The organism is Buchnera aphidicola (Thelaxes suberi) (assembly GCF_964059005.1).
Classification (GTDB): Bacteria; Pseudomonadota; Gammaproteobacteria; order Enterobacterales; family Enterobacteriaceae; genus Buchnera_I; species Buchnera_I aphidicola_C.
Genome location: NZ_OZ060389.1, coordinates 62,955 through 80,155, shown reverse-complemented (window position 1 = coordinate 80,155; position 17,201 = coordinate 62,955). Strand labels below are relative to the sequence as shown.

The following is a 17,201-nucleotide window of genomic DNA, read 5'->3' as shown; positions in this document are numbered from 1 at the left end:
ATATTTATATACATTTTTATATTATTTAGGAATAATAATGAACGCAAATAAAAGTTATTTAGTAACTGTTGAAATTCCTTATAAATCAAATCCAGTAAAGTACGAAATAGACAAAAAAACTGGTTTATTATTTGTAGATAGGATTATGCCTACTACTATGTTTTATCCAACAAATTATGGATATATAAATAATACTTTATCGTCAGATAAAGACGCATTAGATGCTTTAATAATTACTCCTTATCCTCTTTTTTATAATTGTATTATTCAATGTATGCCAATCGGGGTATTAAAAATGTCTGATGAAAAAGGAGAAGACTGTAAAATTTTAATGAAACCTCATGATAATATATCTGAAGAATACTGTAACATACAAGAGATTACAGACGTTTCTCAATATTTAAAAGATCAAATAGTATTTTTTTTCGAAAACTATAAAAAATTAGATAAAAAAAAATGGGTTAAAATTATTGGATGGGAAAATAAAAAATCTGCAATAAAAGAGATAACACTTTCTTGTGAGAGATATAAAAAATATAAATCAAATTAATAATTTATTTATATAAATAAAATATTCATAATATTTACATGTTCTTATTTAATTTTATTTATATAGAAATATATTTTTAACTATAAAAATCTTATCCTTATTATTTAATAAATAATATTATTTATTGTATCACTAAGACTTTAAATATTATTAATATTTAGAAAAAAAAATAATTTTTTATCTAATAAATATATAATTTTATCAAACATTACAAGGTTATTAATATGTCTCATATTTGTCAAATTACTAACAGAAAAGCTTTGTTTGGACATAGTAGATCACATGCAATGAATGCTCATAAAAAAAAATTTTTGCTAAATCTTCATGAACATAAGTTTTGGATCAAAGAGAAAAAAAAATTTGTTAAATTAAAAATTAGCGCAAAAGGAATGCGTTTTATTGATAAAAAAGGAATTGATTATGTTTTAAAAAAAATAAATTTCTTTAACAAAAATCAAAAAAAAAAAAAAAATAAATAGGTAATAATAATGGCAAAAGGCGCAAGAGAAAAAATAAAAATGGTATCTACTAAAAGTAAACATTTTTATACTACTACTAAAAACAAAAGAAATACACCAGAAAAAATAAAATTAAAAAAATATGATCCTATAGTAAGGAAGCACTGTATATATAACGAAGTAAAATTAAAATAGTAATTAAAAAAACTAAAGACTTAAAAAAATAAAAACAATTTTAATATTTTATATATTTTGTTTTTATTTTTTTTATTCAATTACATGAAGATAATATTTTATGTTAGAAAAAAATTTAAAATATTTAACAAAAAAATTAATAAATTCTAATGCACCATTATGTATTAAATATAATCCAATTATTAAGGACATTGGAATAAAAATAGAAAAAGAAGAAAACTGAGGAGCTGTTTTATTTAAAAAAGCTAATACGAAAATTAATGTTAGAGTTAAGATAATAATAGGTTGAGATAAGGCTATACTTTGCATTAATACAAAATAAAATAAATATATTATTTTTATATAAAAAATTTTATGAACTAATGTAAAATTAATAGGAATACTATAAAAACTCTGCATAATTATATTAATCATCCACAAATGACCGTTTAGTAATAAAAAAATATACATCATTAAATTATAAAAAAAACGAGACATAAGAGAAAGATTTAATCGCGCGTTAAAATCAAAAAAATTAGCAAATGATAAACCAATTTGAGCACTAATAATTTCTCCAGCAATAAAAGCAATCGAAAATATTAATTTAATCACAAATCCTAATAAAAATCCTACTAATATTTGCTTTAAACATAAAAATATTATCAATAAAAAATTTAATTGTAATAAATCATCATATGGAATAAAAAAAAGCGCAATAAAACTTAAACATAACGCTAAATAAACATTAATTTTTTTATTTACATATTGATCTCCAAATAAAGGAATTGTAAATAAAAAAGTAATGATTCGAACAAATAACAATAGAAAAAATATTATATTTGTTTGTAATTGTAATGTATAATTATATTCATGCATAATATTATATAAACATGTACAATGAATTAGATAATAAATTAATTGTAAAATCTTTTAAATAATGCAACATCCATGGACCGCAAAACGATAATACAAAAAATACAGCAATTATTTTAGGCAAAAAAGATAAGCTTTGTTCATTAATTTGAGTAACTGATTGAATAAAACTAACTATTAAACCAGTTATTAAAGAAGCTAAAAGTAAAGGAGTTGATATTATTAAAATAATACGAGTTATTTGATTAAAAAAAAGAGAAGATTCTATTAACATAAGATCTATATTATACCTATTTGTTAGTATTAATCACATTAATATTTTATTTAAAAGATAAATATTTTAAAGAAATTAAATATTTTATTTAATAAAAAAAACTATGAAATAAAGATACAATTAGTAATTGCCAACTATTGGATACTAAAAATAAAAATAATTTAAAAGGTAAAGAGATACTGGATGGAGGTATCATCATCATCCCTAACGACATTAATACACTAGCAACAATTAAATCAACGATTAAAAATGGAATAAGTACTGTAAAACCAATCTGAAAACCCTTTTTTATTTCATTTATAATAAATGCTGGTAATACAAACTTCATTGAAATATTTTTATAATTTTTTATTGGTGTTTTATATTTACGATCTAATTTAACAAAAACATTAATATCAGATAAAGTTAACTGTTTTAACATAAAATCTTTAAAAGGATGCGTAAAATTTGTTAATGCCTGAACAATATTAATTTTTTCATGAGAATAAGGAATATATGATAATTTATATGCCTTATCAATAACAGGATTCATAATAAAAAAGGTAAGAATTAAAGCTAAACCTATTAAAACTTGATTAGGGGGAGCATAAGGCGTTCCTATTGCATTACGTAATAAACTAAATACGATAATAATACGTGTAAAACTCGTCATCATTAACACAACTGCAGATATAAAACTCAAAGAAGTTATAAATATTAATAATTCTAAAGGTGAACTTATCGATTTATTTTCCTCTATTAACTTAACAATCGGATTAAAAATATCGATATTCGATGCAGCATGACTAATAAAAGGAAAAAAAATAACAACAGTTAATATTACTGGAATATACCTATATTTCATTATAATACCTTGCGTAAAATTAAAAATTAACTCAATTTATAATAAAAATAACTCTATGTATTTAAAGATATTGCATTATTTCACATAAAATTTATTTAATATTTTATAAAAATTGAAATTAAAATAAAAATTTATTTAATATTTTCAATATTTATATAAAATATCATCATATATACATATAAATTACAATACATAATATTCTGTTTAAAATATAACAATTAAAAATTATTTATAGGATTAATAATATTAGTAATACGTATTCCATATTGATTTTCTACAACTACTATTTCCCCTTGAGCAATAATATAATTATTTACCAAAATATTTAAAGGCTTACCAATTTCTTTATCTAATGTTAATAGTGATTCATGTTTTAATTTTAATATATCTTTTATTTTCATTTGTAACGATCCAAGTTCTATAGTAATTTTCATTGGAACATTTTGAATAGATATATTGCTATTTAAAACATTATTATTCTTATCAATATTATTAACGTTTTGTTGTTCATTCCATTTTTTACTTATTTTTTCAAAATCTTTACTTAATTCTTCTTGATTTTCTGGTAAATCAGTTTGGTTTTCTATCAATTTATTATTTTCTTTATTTTGATCAAATTCTTGATTAGTGTCCATTTTTATTTTTCTCATAAAATATTAATAAATTTTTTTTATACAACAAGAATAAAATTTTTTTAAAGTATAAATTTTCCCTGAAGCTATCAATATATTTCCTGCAAACAAAAACATTGTATTGAGATTTGATATAGGTATTACATCCCCTATTTTTAAATTACATAAATCTGATAACATACACGTTACTGTATATATTCTTCCCGAAATAATTATTTTAATATCTTTAAAATCATCTATAATAAAACTATTTTTTTTCTCTAAGCAATTTGTATTCAGTAATTTTTTATTATGTAGTTGTAATGAAGGACACAAATTTTTAATACAAGTAAAAGGAATTAAGATAAAAAAACTACTACATATACAATTCATTTTTATATTATATTTTAATCGAATATAATCACTCTTTTGTATAAAATAAGAAAAATTATTGAAATTATAATTAAATTTCAAAATAAATTTATTTAATTTTAAATATAATTTATCTGATAAATAAGAAATATATTTTTTAGTAATTAAAGAAATAATTTTTTTAGTAAAATACTTATATGTATGAGAATCAAAAAAATTTTTTTCTAATTGATTCATATTTACATTATTTATACATAATAAATAAGAAATCATTGATTGAATAAAAACTATAGGAAACATTACTATTAAATAACTATTACAAGATTGAATTTCAGTATATGTAAAATGTAATGGAAATATATTTTCTTCATAAAAAAACATTTTTTTATTATAATAAAAATTATCAATATACATATCACACAACGATAGTTTTATTTCAGAACAAAATGTTTTACTAATTGTTTTTTCAATAATATTTGCAAAACATTTACTGTCTTTGTACAGCATTTTTAATATTTTTTGTACATGCAAAATATTAATATTAGGGTCATACAAAAAAATATTTTTTTTATTTTTATTTTTTTTATTACATAGAAAAAATATTTTTTTTTGTTTAATAATTTTTTGTAAACTAAAAAGTGGCGTATTAATACTTTTTGACATTAAAATACCCCAATATTTATTAAAAACATTTTATAAAATTTTTATATAAATAATTATAAATAACTTAAAATAAATTATTTTTATTTATTTTTATCAAAAAAAATTTTTTTTATAATTAATCCTTTTTTTAAAAAAAATTTTTTTAAAATAGGAACAGATTTGCTTAATAATTTCATTATTGAAAAACATTTAGAAAAAAAACTAAATTCTAATTTTTGATTACTTATTCGAAACAAAAAATATAATTTTTTTATATTATTTAATGTTAAAGTGCATTGAATTATTTTATTATTATTATTTAATATATTTTTTATATTATTTGATATATATAGTAATCTATCGCCTAAAAATAAAGATAATTTTTTTAAAAAAATATTTTCTTTATATAGTTTATCTTTTTTTTTATGTTCTGAATTATTTGATAAAAAATTAAAATTTTGATTAGAATTATTTTTCTCATTCAAAATAATTCTTTTGAAAGAATTATGTATAATTCTATTGTCTGTTTTAGAATAAAAAATATTTTTTTCTATTTCGTTTAACAATTTTGTTTGTTTTTTTGGCATATAATAATATACATTTTTTTTATTTAAGTTATTTGAACTTACTAAATCATTCCTTTTTTGGTGATTTAAATAAACCATTTTTTTCTTAAATTGTATTAAATTTTTTTTATTGCAAAAGTATTGTTTTTTAATTAAAGTTTTTTTTTTATAAATATTTATTTTTTTTTTTTTATATTATTATAATTTGTTGTTATATTTTGCTTTACAACAAATTTACTTGTATTGTTTGTTGCTGTACTAATTATTTTTTTGTTTTCTATTTTTTTTAATATTTCTTTACTTTTAATATTAGCATTTTCAACATTGTTTTTTTTCTTTTTATTCATATAATGAATAAAATTTTTTTTTGAACTATATAACATTTGATTAGATTTTAATATATCTAAAATCGATTTATTAAAATCTAACTTATTTTTCAATAAATTGTATTGATTATTTGTTTGAGTATTTATATCAATTACTTTATTATTTTTTGATGAATTATTAGATATTTTCATAATATATTTTACATTATTAAATTATTTTTAATCTTATATAAAAAAGAATACAAATTTAATTTAAAAAAAATAACATATTAATTTTTTTTATCTTTAAATTGAAAAATTTGTATCATTTCATCTAAATTTTCTTGCTCTTGCACTTCTTTTCGTATTAAATTTATTTTTTTTATTTTATTTAATAATAAATTCCAAGTCATTTTATTTATTTTATGTTCTAGACACTTTTTTATATAAAAATTTATTTTTTTTACATATTCAATTTCTTTTTTTTTATATATAAAAATATTGTTTTCTAGCATTGATATAAAATCATTGTAGCTATGCAACTGATATGCATTTAAACCCATTTTTTTTTTTATAAATAGAATATTATTATACTCATTTTGGTATTTTATTAAACTTTTTAAATAATTATGATTCTTTTTATTTCGTATTAAATATTTATTTAATTGATTGATAATAATTAAAAATTTTTTATCATCTATTAAATTAAGTAGAACTAAATGTTGTTTTTTTATAAAATTGTATCCTTATAATAATATCTAATTAACAATAGAAATAAAACTATACTATTATTTTTAATAAACTTTGACAAGAATATTCATATGAAAAATGTTCAAACATTGTTTGTTGCAAAAATTTTGATAACAATGGCCATAATTTTATAGCTTGATCTAAAATCTTATCATTACCTTGCATATAAGCGCCAATATTAATTAAATCTTTATTTCTATGATATGAAGATATTAACTGTTTGATATAACATACTTTATTAAAGTAATCTTTGTCCACTAACATTGACATAGTTCTACTAATAGATTTTTCAATATCTATTGCTGGATAATGACCAGATTCTGCATAATTACGTGATAGTATAATATGTCCATCTAAAATAGATCTAGCTGTATCTGCTACAGGATCCGTTATACCATCTTCTTCAGTTAATATTGTATAAAAAGCACTAATACTACCTTTTTTTTCTTTTCTTCCAGTACCACATCTTTCTATAAAAAATAAAATTTTAGATAAAACAGAAGGTGGATAACCTTTAGAAGAAGGTATTTCTCCTAAAGATAAAGCTATTTCACGATGCGCCATAGCAAATCTAGTTAAAGAATCTATAATCAATAGTACATCTTTCCCATTATCTCTAAAATATTCTGCTGTTCGTATAGCATATAAAGCAGCTTGTATTCTTAATATAGAAGAAGTACTTGCTGGAGCAACAATGACAATAACTCGATGAATTCCAATACTATTTAATATATCATAAACAAATTCTTGAACTTCTCTACTTCGTTCACCAATTAAACCAACTATAATTATATCCGAATTAGTAAATTTAGACATCATACCTAATAAAACGCTTTTTCCAACACCAGATCCAGCAAACAATCCCATTCTTTGCCCTTTTCCAATAGTCAATAATGCATTAATTGCTCGAATACCTGTATCTAAAATACTATTAATTGGAGATCTTTTCAAAGGATTAATAATATTAAATTGATTAATATCTACTAAACATTCTGTTGTAGGTTTATTTTTTCCATCTAATGGATTTCCAAAACAATCAATTATTCTTCCTAATAAATTAAACCCTACTGGTAAAAATTTTCCCGAAAGATGGTAAACATTAGTTGTACATTTAGGATAAACACGTGCTCCATAAAATAATCCAGAAGATTCTTTGAGCAATGTTGCAAACATCTTATTTTTTTTAAAACCTACTATCTCTGCACTAACGTAGATTACTTCTTTATAACAATTTTTTACTTCTACCATACATTGCGTTCCAATAGGAAAAAAAATACCCTGTATTTCTAGAATAGACCCAACATAACTAGTTAAATAACCATACCGCACTAAATTAGAAAAATTTTTAATTTTTTTTTCAAAAATACGCGTTTTTTTTAACCAATTATTTAATCTTGAATTCATTTATTGTTCCTCAGATTTAGCAATCCGATATAATTCCTTCCATAATCCAGTTAATGTTTCATCATAACTTCCTAAATTTGTAATTATTTTACATCCTTCATTAGGAATACTATTATTGTATGCAATATTCCAATTGTATAATTTTATTAAATTTTTAAATCTTTTTTCAATTATATGTTTATTTTCTGGATGAAATAAAATTGTTTTATTTAAAGCAGTCGTAAAATCACGATAAATAATTTTTTTTATTTTATTAAATAAAAATTCTCGGTTATCAATTGATGAAATCCCAATAATATCTCGTAATACAACTAAAGATAAATTTAATAAATGATCAGAAAAAACTGAATCTAAATCATTTAAAGCTTGTTGAAATTCAAAAAAAATTTTATCTATCTTTTTATATATTTTTTTTTCTAATTGAGATGATTGTGCTATACCTTTTTCAAATCCTTGTGCAAAACCTATACTTTTTCCTTTTTTTAAACCTAATTGAAACTGATCAACATTCTGATTATTTTTTTTTTTATTAAAAAAACTATCATTTTTACTATTATAATCGATTTTACTAATATATTTTTTTGAAAAAATATTTTTTAATGTATTAACTTTATCTTCGTGATAAAAATCAATATTCTTTTTTTGATAAATTTCTGTGGGATTCCATTTTTTCCATTTTTTATTAACCTTATCAATCATTATTTATTTCTCCAAATTAATAAATTTTAATGTCATTAGATATGAAGATGTTTTGTATTTGTTTTAAAATCTTATTTTTACTTTGATTAATAAGTGCATGAGTATAAAAAATTTTTTTGTTTTTTTCATGATTAAATTCTAACAATTGTTTTTTAGACATATATTTAATTATTTTTTCTTTTAGTTCTCTACTTTGATCATATAAAGATATATACAAAGTTTTTATTGTTATATTTTTTATTATTTGAATAATAAATTTTTCTTCTAAACTAAATAAATTATCAAAACTCAATAAAAAAGGTGCTAATTTTTTAGCTATATCTATTTTTTTTTCTTTTATTTTAATTAATATTTTTTTCTTATCATTGTTATCCAACAACTCTGTAATTTTTAAAATGTTTTGTATCTTGTTTTGATCACTTATTATAAAATAATAGCGATTTATTAAGTATTGAATAATTTCGTTGTATTTTTTATACTTATCTTGTGTTATTGTTTCTGTATATTCAAAAATTTGAATTATTAAATCTGATTTTTTTTCTAAAGAAAATAAATTCACCAACTCTGATGCTACATTACGATCTAAATGTATTAAAATAATAAAAATAACCTGTAAAGGTTCTTTTTTAATTAAATTAAATAAATCTTCTAGTTTAATCGTATGAAATATTTTTATATTTTCTTCAAATTTTTTTTTATAATCTATTTCCGTAACAGTATTGATTATTTTATTAGTATCATTACTGTGAATATTAGATACATGTAATTCTTGATTCTTCTTTTTATTAATAAACAAATTTATTTCATTTAATAATTCTTTTTCATGAGAAAAAATATCTTTTAACTTAGAATAGTTTATATCTTTCATATTTAAACTATATTGTACTATTTCTTTTTTCTCTTCTGTTGTTAAATTCTGTACGACTTCAATACTTTGCTCAATATTCATTGATAAAAGTAAATACACGCTTTTTTCAAAACCATTAAGATTCATTTTTTTTATTTATCCATTTACGAATCATATTTGTCATAGCATTTGAATCATTATTTTTTGATGAAACAATATTTGTTACATTTAAATAATTATCTCTTATGCTATTTGATTGTTTATTAACTTTATCTTTTTTTACGTTATTGATAGGTTCTTTAATACTTGCGTTAATACTATCATTTACTAATTTTGAATTTGAAAAAAATAATAATTTTATAATTAATAAACCAATTATTATTAATGATAAATATACCATTAATGTAAAAAATGTATATAGACTATGATGATGATTAGTATTATGTACGATACTATTTTTAATAGTAGTAGAAGAAAGCACAAAAGGAACATATTGAATACTAATTGAATCACTTCTTTTTTTAGAAAAACCTATAGCTTGCTGAACTAACATTTTTATTTTATCTGAACTAATGTAATGTTTACTGTTTTTGTCGTCTTTATTAAAAAAATTAGAATTAATCATAACAATAACAGAAATTTTTTTTATATTATTTTGATTGATATTTGCATACGATAAACTATTATTAAAATTGTTTTTTTTCATCATATTATTAATAGTAATGTTATCTTTTTTATGAGAAACATTGAATACATTAAATTCATTATTTTTATTAATATTATTATTGTGAAATAAACTATTTTGATATGTTATATGATGATTATTTTTTTTATCGATAGGTAAATTTAACGAAGAAATTTGATTTACAACACTATTACCTTGAAATAAATCTAAAATATTTTGAGGTTGTTGTTTTTTATTTTTAGCGTTACTAACTAATTCTACAGGGACTGATGTATTTTTTTTATTAATATTAAAGTAATTATTTTTTATATTATTTTTAATATTAGAAACAGTATCCGCTATTACTACTACTTTAAAATTTTTTTTACCAAATAAAGGATCTAAAATATTTTCTATTTTTTGTTTTACTTCACTCTCTATTTTTTTTGAATATCTTAAGTACATATTTTCATTATTATAAATATCGTCATGTACTTCACTAAGAGTAATTCCATCATTATCTACAACATAGACATTATTTGGCTGTAAATCTAAAACACTACTAGATACAATATATTGAATTGATCTTACTTGTTCCGGTGACATCACGGCATCTTGTTCTAGTTCTAAACATACTACAGCTGAACTTTTTGCTTTATCTTCTAAAAAAAAAAAGTATTATCAGGAATACTTAAATGTATTTTAACCCTTTTAATATGATTTAAAGATTGAATAGTTTTTTTTAATTCACCCGCTAATGCTCTCTGATAATTAATATATTCATGAAAAGAACTTAATCCAAACTTTTCATTATCTAACAATTCAAAGCCTTTTGTTTCGTCTATATCTTGATTTAACGAATAAGTAAAAGCTATAGCTTTTATTAATTGATGATTAGGAACAAACAAATCTTTTTGTTGAGCGTTAAATTGATATGGAATAGATTGTTCATCTAAAATCGAAACAATATCATTTATTTTTGAATAAAAAACATTTTTATATAATAATCGATAGTCATGTTTGAAAATCCAAATAAAAAATAGCAACAATATTGATAAAAAAAAAGCAAGTGTCGTAATAAATAATTGTGATTGATTTTTAAATAAAAAATTAATTTTTTCAAAAATCTTTTGATTTATACTATTTAAATCATATATATTTTTTATATTCATAAAAAACATCCTAATAATAGAACATAGATCAATAATTAAAAATATTTATTGATATTAAAATATTAATTTATTTTAAAAAATTTTTGTATCATACTAGTAAAATAACTAGATAGTTATAAAAATAAAAAATTTTATAATGTACATTAAGCACTTATTCATAACAATTTTATTTTGCAAAATATTTAAACTGTTCAACTAACTATAAGTATCCTAAATAATTAATCATTAATTGAATAATCAACATGGAGATATTGGATATGATACAAAAATTTTCAAACAATCATATTTATAATCATAGTAATAATACTATAAATATTAAAAATAATTTAAATAAATTTACACAAAATTCAAAAAAAAAAATTCATGAATACTCAAATAATTTTATTGATTTTCAAAAAAAATTGGATTTTATTAAAAAAGAATCTTTAGATCAACAAAATATAAAAAAAATAAATAATAAGGTAAATAATAAAAAAACTATAAATAAAATTAAAAAATTAGAAAAAAAAAATACAGCAATTTTACAACATGAATTGTATTTAAGTCATCTTTTTATAGAATTAGAAAAAACATCTTTATCTCTTAGCATCATTAATACTATTAAACAAAAAGTATTAGATGCATATCAAGAAATATTTCGTACTTCAGTTTAAAATAAAATAAAAATAGTATTATTACAACAAAATTAAATGTTTTAGTAATAATCATACAATGTTATACAAAAAAAATAAGTAACGTATAATTTTAAATAAATAATTAAATAACTAAAAATGATTTTGTTGTTTATATATAAATATATTATTACAATTATTTGTAATAATATATTATTTATTTATAAATCAAAAACAATATTACAATATATAATAATCAAATCATGTTAAAAAATAAGAATAAAATTTTTAATTAATAAAAACTATTTTTTATTTAATAAAATATAATTAATACCATTTCTAATTCGATGTAAAACAATATTTTTACCTAAAATAAAAATAATATGATTAATATTAGGAGAAATAAGCGTTCCAGTTAAAATTAATCTTAAAGGAGCATATAATTCTTGTACTTTTAATTTTTTATTTTCTAATGCTTGCTTTAATATATATTGAATTGATGTCATTTCCCATTTTAATAAGAAATTTAATTTCTTAAAAATCAAAACAAATGCATCTTTTAAGAAAATAGATAAATAAAGTTTTAAATATTGCGTATTTTTTAAGTTAATATTTTTATTTAAGTTTTCATATAAGTCTAAAACTTCTTTTAAAGTATTACATCTTGATTTAAATATTGTTAAAATGTTTATACAATCAACATTGTTATGTAACTTTATATCTCTCTGCTGCATTTGTTTTTCTAATTCTGGTATTAATTTTTTATTAGTAAATTTATTTAAATAAAATCGATTAATCCAATATAACTTTTTTATATTAAAAATACTTGGAGATTTATTAATATTACGTAATGAAAAAAGTTGAACCATTTCTTTTAAACTAAATATTTCTTGATTCCCATAAGACCAACCTAATCGTACTATATAGTTAAGTAATGCTTCAGGAAAAAAACCTTGATCACGATAATACAAAATATTAGAGCTATTATTACGTTTAGATAATTTTTTTTTATCACTATCTAAAATCATAGAAACATGAGCATAAAATGGAAGACTAAAATTAAAAGCATTATAAATGTTAATTTGACGAGGAGTATTATTAATATGATCTTCACCTCTTATAACATGTGTAACATTCATCAAATTATCATCAAGTACCGCACAAAAATTATAAGTAGGCATTCCATTAGATCTTTGTATAATTAAATCATCTAATTCAGTATTATTGACACTAATCTTACCTCTAATTAAATCATTAAATACTATTTTTCCATCATCAGGATTATTGAATCGTATTACATAATCTTTCTTTTTTTTTATAAAAGAATGTTTACATTTTCCATCATATTTAGGTTTTTTGCCTAATTTGATTTGATTATCACGATTTCTTTTCAATCTTTCAGGAGAACAATAACATTTATATGCTTGATTATTCCGTATTAAAACATTAATCATATCTCTATAATAATCTATATTATTACTTTGATAATAAGGACCTTTATCCCAATGTAAACCTAACCATTTTAATGTATTCAAAATAGATTGACTATAGCGATGATGCGACTTGTCTATGTTAGTATCTTCAATCCTTAAAATAAATATTCCATTATAATGTTGCGAAAAAAGCCAAGAATATAAAGCAGTTCTAATATTACCAATATGTAAAAAACCAGTTGGACTAGGGGCAAATCGAGTTACTACTTTCATAACAACTCCTCTAATAAAAAATTTTTATAAAAAAAATCATTCAACATACGTATATATCGATATGTGTATATAAAATTTAATTAAATTCATAAAAAAAAGATTGACTACAACAATTTAACCTTTACAATAGATGTAATCAGGGTGATTAGCTCAGTGGTTAGAGCTCCTCTTTTACACGGAGGGGGTCGGCGGTTCAAATCCGTCATCACCCAAAAATTTTTAAAATTTATACGGGTCGTTAGCTCAGTTGGTAGAGCAGTTGACTTTTAATCAATTGGTCGCAGGTTCAAATCCTGCACGACCCAAAAAATTATCTAGCAACGTATTTTTTGTAACAATTCTTCTTCTTCCATAATTTTTATATTTAATAATTTAGCCTTATATAATTTTTTTCCAGGACATTCTCCTAATATTAGTAAATCTGTTTTTTGAGAAATATATTTACACTGTATAGCTCCTAATGATTGTAATAAAAAAAATAATTTATCTCTAGAATATCTTTTTAACCTCCCGGTAATAGCAATTTTTTTATTAAAAAAAAAGCTACGTTTATTTGTTTTACTACTATTATTTGGTTTTATTACAATAAAAGAAAGTAAATCTAATATTTTTTCTTTAAAGCTACTATTATTAATTTTATTAAAAATTATACCTGATGAAACAGTTCCTATATTTTTAATTTTTTGTAATTGAGATACGTTAGTTTGCATAAAACTACTAAAATCACCAAAATAAATAGACAAATTACGAGCAGTTTCTACACCAACCATTTCAATTCCTAACGCGTAAATAAAGCGATCTAAAGATATAGATCGAGATTTTTTTATTTGATAAATAATGTTATTAGCTATTTTTTTTTGTATTCTATCTATTTTAGTTAAATGATCAACTTGTATTTTAAAAAAATCAGAAAATTCATTAATTATATTTTTATAAATTAATTTTTTCAAAATTTTTTTTCCAATTCCTTTAATATTAAAAGCAAATTTAGAAACAAAATGTAATAATAACTTTTCTTTTTGATCTAAACAATAATTGTTATTACTACATTTAACAGTTTTTCCATTATGAAATTCTATTAAATTTGAAGAACAAATAGGGCACTGTGTAGGAAAAAAACATTTTTTTTGAATCAAATTAATATCATTAATTAATTCATAATTTATAACTTTTACAATGTAAGGTATAACATCACCAGCTCTCCGCACAAGTACTTTCGATCCAATATATACTCCTAATCTGTACATTTCATATTTACTATGCAATGATGCTTTCTTTATTACTACACCTGATATTTTAATAGGACTTAAATAAGCTACCGGAGTAATTAATCCAGTTCTCCCTACTTGAAAATCTATATTATTAACTGTAGTAATATTTTCATTTGAAGGAAATTTTACAGCTAAAGCCCATTTAGGATATTTACTAGTGCTTCCTAATACTTTTTGATCATCAAAATCATTTAACTTAATAACTATCCCATCGATTTGAAAATCAAAACTTTTTCTATTTTTATTTATTTGGTAATAAAATTCTTTAATATTATTTATATTACTAAATAAACATAACTTATTGTTAACAGGAAACCCTAAACTTTTCATTACCATTAAAAAATTAAAATGATTAATAAAATTATTTTTAGGATAACAAATTCCAAATCCATGACAAAAAAACATTAAATTTCTGCTTAAAGTAATTTTAGGATTATTTTGCCTTAATGAACCCGCTGCCGTATTGCGAGGATTAGAAAATTGTATATTTTTTTTAACTTCGTTAATTTTATAAAATTCTGATAAAGGTATGTATATCTCGCCTCGTACCTCTAATAATTCAGGCATATTAATAATATTATCTAAAACTTTTGGAATACTTTGTATTTCATAAACATTTAGTGTTACATCCTCTCCTATCTTTCCATTTCCTCTAGTTAATGCGCGTATTAAAACACCTTTTTTGTATAATAAACTAATAGCTATCCCATCAATTTTCAGTTCACAACAAAAATTAATTTTTTTCTTTTTTTTTAACTTTTTTAAAACATTTTTATAAAAAAAATCAATCATTTCTATATCAGCAATATTATCTAACGATAACATAGAAGCAAAATGTTTTTTTGTTTTCAAAGAACGTAAAAAATCACTTCCAACATTATTAGTAGGAGAGTTTTTTATTATTTTTATTTCTTGTTTTTCTAATAATTTTAATTCATTAATTAAGTTGTCATATTCAAAATCTGATATTATCGGAGAATCTAATGTATAATATAAATAAGCATGATGACTAATAATCTTTCTAAGATCAATTAATTTAACAATACTTTTATTCATAATGTTTTACCATTTTTTTAAATAATATAATGCTCAATAAACTATTTTATTAATAATAAATCTATAAAAAATGATACAAAAAATTAAATTTATTTCACATTTAATGAATACAATTTTTATTAAAAATAATTTGTTAATAAAAATGAATCTTTAATATTATATAATGCATTCAATATACATGAAAAATTATTATGTATGGTTAAGATTAAATGCGATAAATCATTAAATTTAATATCATTAAATATAAGAAATATTAAAATATTTCAAAAAAAATCAATTTAGTTATTATTAATAACTTATTATTCATAACAAAAATAAGTAATATATTAAAAATAACAATCTTAAATTAATATATTTATAATAAAAAAGGAATAATAGTGCAAAAAATATACGATGATAATACTTTTACTATTGGCAATACTCCTTTAGTTCGATTAAATAATATTGGAAATAAAAAAATACTCGTAAAAATAGAATCTCGAAATCCAAGTTTTAGCGTCAAATGTCGTATCGGTTCTAACATGATTTGGAATGCAGAAAAATCTGGATTAATTAATAAAAACACAGTTATTGTAGAAGCTACAAGTGGTAATACAGGAATAGCACTTGCATATGTAACTGCTGCTAGAGGCTATAAATTAATAATAACTATGCCTGAAACTATGTCTTTAGAACGTAAAAAATTACTAACAGCTTTAGGAGCTCATTTAATATTAACCCCTGGTGAACAAGGAATGAAAGGGGCTATTCAAAAAGCATATGATATAACTAATAAAAATACAAAAACACATTTTATGATTAAACAATTTGAAAATCCTGCGAATCCAGAAATTCATAGAATAACAACAGGACCCGAAATTTGGAACGATACTAAGGGAAATATCGATGTACTTGTATCAGGAATTGGAACAGGAGGTACTATTTCAGGTATTAGTCAATATATAAAAAATATTAAAAATAAAAAAGATTTAATTAGTGTTGGAGTAGAACCTAAAAAATCACCTGTAATTCAACAATTTCTATCGGGTAAAAAGATACAAAGCTCTCCTCATAAAATTCAAGGAATTGGAGCTGGTTTTATACCAAAAAACTTAGATTTAAATATATTAGATAGAATCATAGCAGTTTCCGAAGAAGATTCTATAAAAATGTCAAAGATTCTTATGTGCAAAGAAGGAATTTTATCAGGCATTTCTTCTGGAGCTGCTGTAATAGCTGCGCTAAATCTTCAAAAAGAACCTTTATTTCAAAAAAAAAATATAGTAGTTATACTACCATCTTCTGGAGAAAGATATTTAAGTACAGAATTATTCCAATAAATACAAATTTACTATTTACTATTTTTCAAATTA

Annotated in this window: 20 protein-coding genes and 2 tRNA genes; 7 read left to right on the top strand and 15 right to left on the bottom strand. The window is 20.4% G+C overall.

From position 1 onward, the window contains the following. Window positions 1–37 precede the first annotated feature (37 nt). From ppa to rpmG, 3 genes are all read left to right on the top strand, one after another. On the top strand, window positions 38–550 hold the full coding sequence (gene ppa / locus AB4W61_RS00385; RefSeq protein WP_367679009.1) for an inorganic diphosphatase: 513 nt from the start codon (window positions 38–40) through the stop codon (window positions 548–550). A gap of 224 nt (window positions 551–774) precedes the next feature. Next, on the top strand, window positions 775–1,029 hold the full coding sequence (rpmB, locus tag AB4W61_RS00380) for a 50S ribosomal protein L28 (RefSeq protein ID WP_367679008.1): 255 nt from the start codon (window positions 775–777) through the stop codon (window positions 1,027–1,029). A gap of 9 nt (window positions 1,030–1,038) precedes the next feature. Beyond that, window positions 1,039–1,203 carry a 50S ribosomal protein L33 gene (gene rpmG, locus AB4W61_RS00375; protein WP_367679007.1) on the top strand — a complete coding sequence of 55 codons (165 nt, stop codon included), beginning with the start codon at window positions 1,039–1,041 and terminating at the stop codon, window positions 1,201–1,203. A gap of 72 nt (window positions 1,204–1,275) precedes the next feature. Here rpmG and AB4W61_RS00370 read toward each other — a convergent pair whose 3' ends face one another. The 13 genes from AB4W61_RS00370 to AB4W61_RS00310 form a co-directional block, all read right to left on the bottom strand. Then, window positions 1,276–2,058 carry a flagellar biosynthetic protein FliR gene (locus AB4W61_RS00370; RefSeq protein ID WP_367679006.1) on the bottom strand — a complete coding sequence of 261 codons (783 nt, stop codon included), beginning with the start codon at window positions 2,056–2,058 and terminating at the stop codon, window positions 1,276–1,278. Window positions 2,059–2,062: 4 nt separating this feature from the next. After that, window positions 2,063–2,329, bottom strand: a complete 267-nt coding sequence (locus AB4W61_RS00365; RefSeq protein ID WP_367679005.1) for a flagellar biosynthetic protein FliQ — start codon at window positions 2,327–2,329, stop codon at window positions 2,063–2,065. An 88-nt stretch (window positions 2,330–2,417) separates the two neighbouring features. Beyond that, a complete protein-coding gene (gene fliP / locus AB4W61_RS00360; protein ID WP_367679004.1) occupies window positions 2,418–3,173 on the bottom strand; it encodes a flagellar type III secretion system pore protein FliP in 756 nt (251 codons plus the stop codon). A gap of 218 nt (window positions 3,174–3,391) precedes the next feature. After that, complete coding sequence (gene fliN, locus AB4W61_RS00355) at window positions 3,392–3,808, bottom strand: flagellar motor switch protein FliN (protein WP_367679003.1); 417 nt, start codon at window positions 3,806–3,808, stop codon at window positions 3,392–3,394. A gap of 21 nt (window positions 3,809–3,829) precedes the next feature. Next, window positions 3,830–4,819 (bottom strand): FliM/FliN family flagellar motor C-terminal domain-containing protein, encoded by a 990-nt coding sequence (locus tag AB4W61_RS00350; RefSeq protein WP_367679002.1) that lies wholly within the window; start codon window positions 4,817–4,819, stop codon window positions 3,830–3,832. 80 nt (window positions 4,820–4,899) lie between these two features. After that, window positions 4,900–5,463, bottom strand: coding sequence for a hypothetical protein (locus AB4W61_RS00345; protein WP_367679001.1), 564 nt, complete (start codon window positions 5,461–5,463; stop codon window positions 4,900–4,902). Between the two features lie 77 nt (window positions 5,464–5,540). Further along, window positions 5,541–5,882 carry a hypothetical protein gene (locus tag AB4W61_RS00340; protein ID WP_367679000.1) on the bottom strand — a complete coding sequence of 114 codons (342 nt, stop codon included), beginning with the start codon at window positions 5,880–5,882 and terminating at the stop codon, window positions 5,541–5,543. 77 nt (window positions 5,883–5,959) lie between these two features. Beyond that, a complete protein-coding gene (locus AB4W61_RS00335) occupies window positions 5,960–6,232 on the bottom strand; it encodes a hypothetical protein (protein ID WP_367678999.1) in 273 nt (90 codons plus the stop codon). Window positions 6,233–6,449: 217 nt separating this feature from the next. Continuing rightward, a complete protein-coding gene (locus tag AB4W61_RS00330; RefSeq protein ID WP_367678998.1) occupies window positions 6,450–7,823 on the bottom strand; it encodes a FliI/YscN family ATPase in 1,374 nt (457 codons plus the stop codon). Further along, on the bottom strand, window positions 7,824–8,522 hold the full coding sequence (locus tag AB4W61_RS00325) for a FliH/SctL family protein (protein WP_367678997.1): 699 nt from the start codon (window positions 8,520–8,522) through the stop codon (window positions 7,824–7,826). It lies immediately after the preceding gene. Window positions 8,523–8,538: 16 nt separating this feature from the next. After that, window positions 8,539–9,516: a FliG C-terminal domain-containing protein gene (locus AB4W61_RS00320; RefSeq protein ID WP_367678996.1), complete on the bottom strand. Its 978-nt coding sequence runs from the start codon at window positions 9,514–9,516 to the stop codon at window positions 8,539–8,541. After that, the gene (locus AB4W61_RS00315; protein ID WP_367678995.1) at window positions 9,506–10,642 is read right to left on the bottom strand and encodes a flagellar M-ring protein FliF C-terminal domain-containing protein; all 1,137 of its coding nucleotides are present in this window, start codon (window positions 10,640–10,642) and stop codon (window positions 9,506–9,508) included. Before AB4W61_RS00315 ends, AB4W61_RS00320 begins: the two co-directional genes overlap by 11 nt. A 53-nt stretch (window positions 10,643–10,695) precedes the next feature. Then, the gene (locus AB4W61_RS00310) at window positions 10,696–11,205 is read right to left on the bottom strand and encodes a hypothetical protein (protein ID WP_367678994.1); all 510 of its coding nucleotides are present in this window, start codon (window positions 11,203–11,205) and stop codon (window positions 10,696–10,698) included. Window positions 11,206–11,462: 257 nt separating this feature from the next. Between AB4W61_RS00310 and AB4W61_RS00305 the strand changes: the two genes are divergently transcribed. Next, entirely contained in the window at window positions 11,463–11,858 is a 396-nt protein-coding gene (locus AB4W61_RS00305; RefSeq protein WP_367678993.1) for a flagellar hook-basal body complex protein FliE, read from the top strand. A gap of 260 nt (window positions 11,859–12,118) precedes the next feature. On the opposite strand, the gene gltX is transcribed toward AB4W61_RS00305, so the two are convergent. Then, window positions 12,119–13,522, bottom strand: a complete 1,404-nt coding sequence (gene gltX, locus AB4W61_RS00300; protein ID WP_367678992.1) for a glutamate--tRNA ligase — start codon at window positions 13,520–13,522, stop codon at window positions 12,119–12,121. A gap of 139 nt (window positions 13,523–13,661) precedes the next feature. Between gltX and AB4W61_RS00295 the strand changes: the two genes are divergently transcribed. Next, a tRNA-Val gene (locus AB4W61_RS00295) sits at window positions 13,662–13,734 on the top strand. 20 nt (window positions 13,735–13,754) lie between these two features. Beyond that, window positions 13,755–13,827 (top strand) — tRNA-Lys (locus tag AB4W61_RS00290). A 9-nt stretch (window positions 13,828–13,836) separates the two neighbouring features. Here AB4W61_RS00290 and ligA read toward each other — a convergent pair. After that, window positions 13,837–15,849: an NAD-dependent DNA ligase LigA gene (gene ligA / locus AB4W61_RS00285; protein WP_367678991.1), complete on the bottom strand. Its 2,013-nt coding sequence runs from the start codon at window positions 15,847–15,849 to the stop codon at window positions 13,837–13,839. A 377-nt stretch (window positions 15,850–16,226) separates the two neighbouring features. On the opposite strand from ligA, the gene cysK reads away from it, so the two are divergent. Next, window positions 16,227–17,168, top strand: a complete 942-nt coding sequence (cysK, locus tag AB4W61_RS00280; protein WP_367678990.1) for a cysteine synthase A — start codon at window positions 16,227–16,229, stop codon at window positions 17,166–17,168. Window positions 17,169–17,201: the final 33 nt, after the last annotated feature.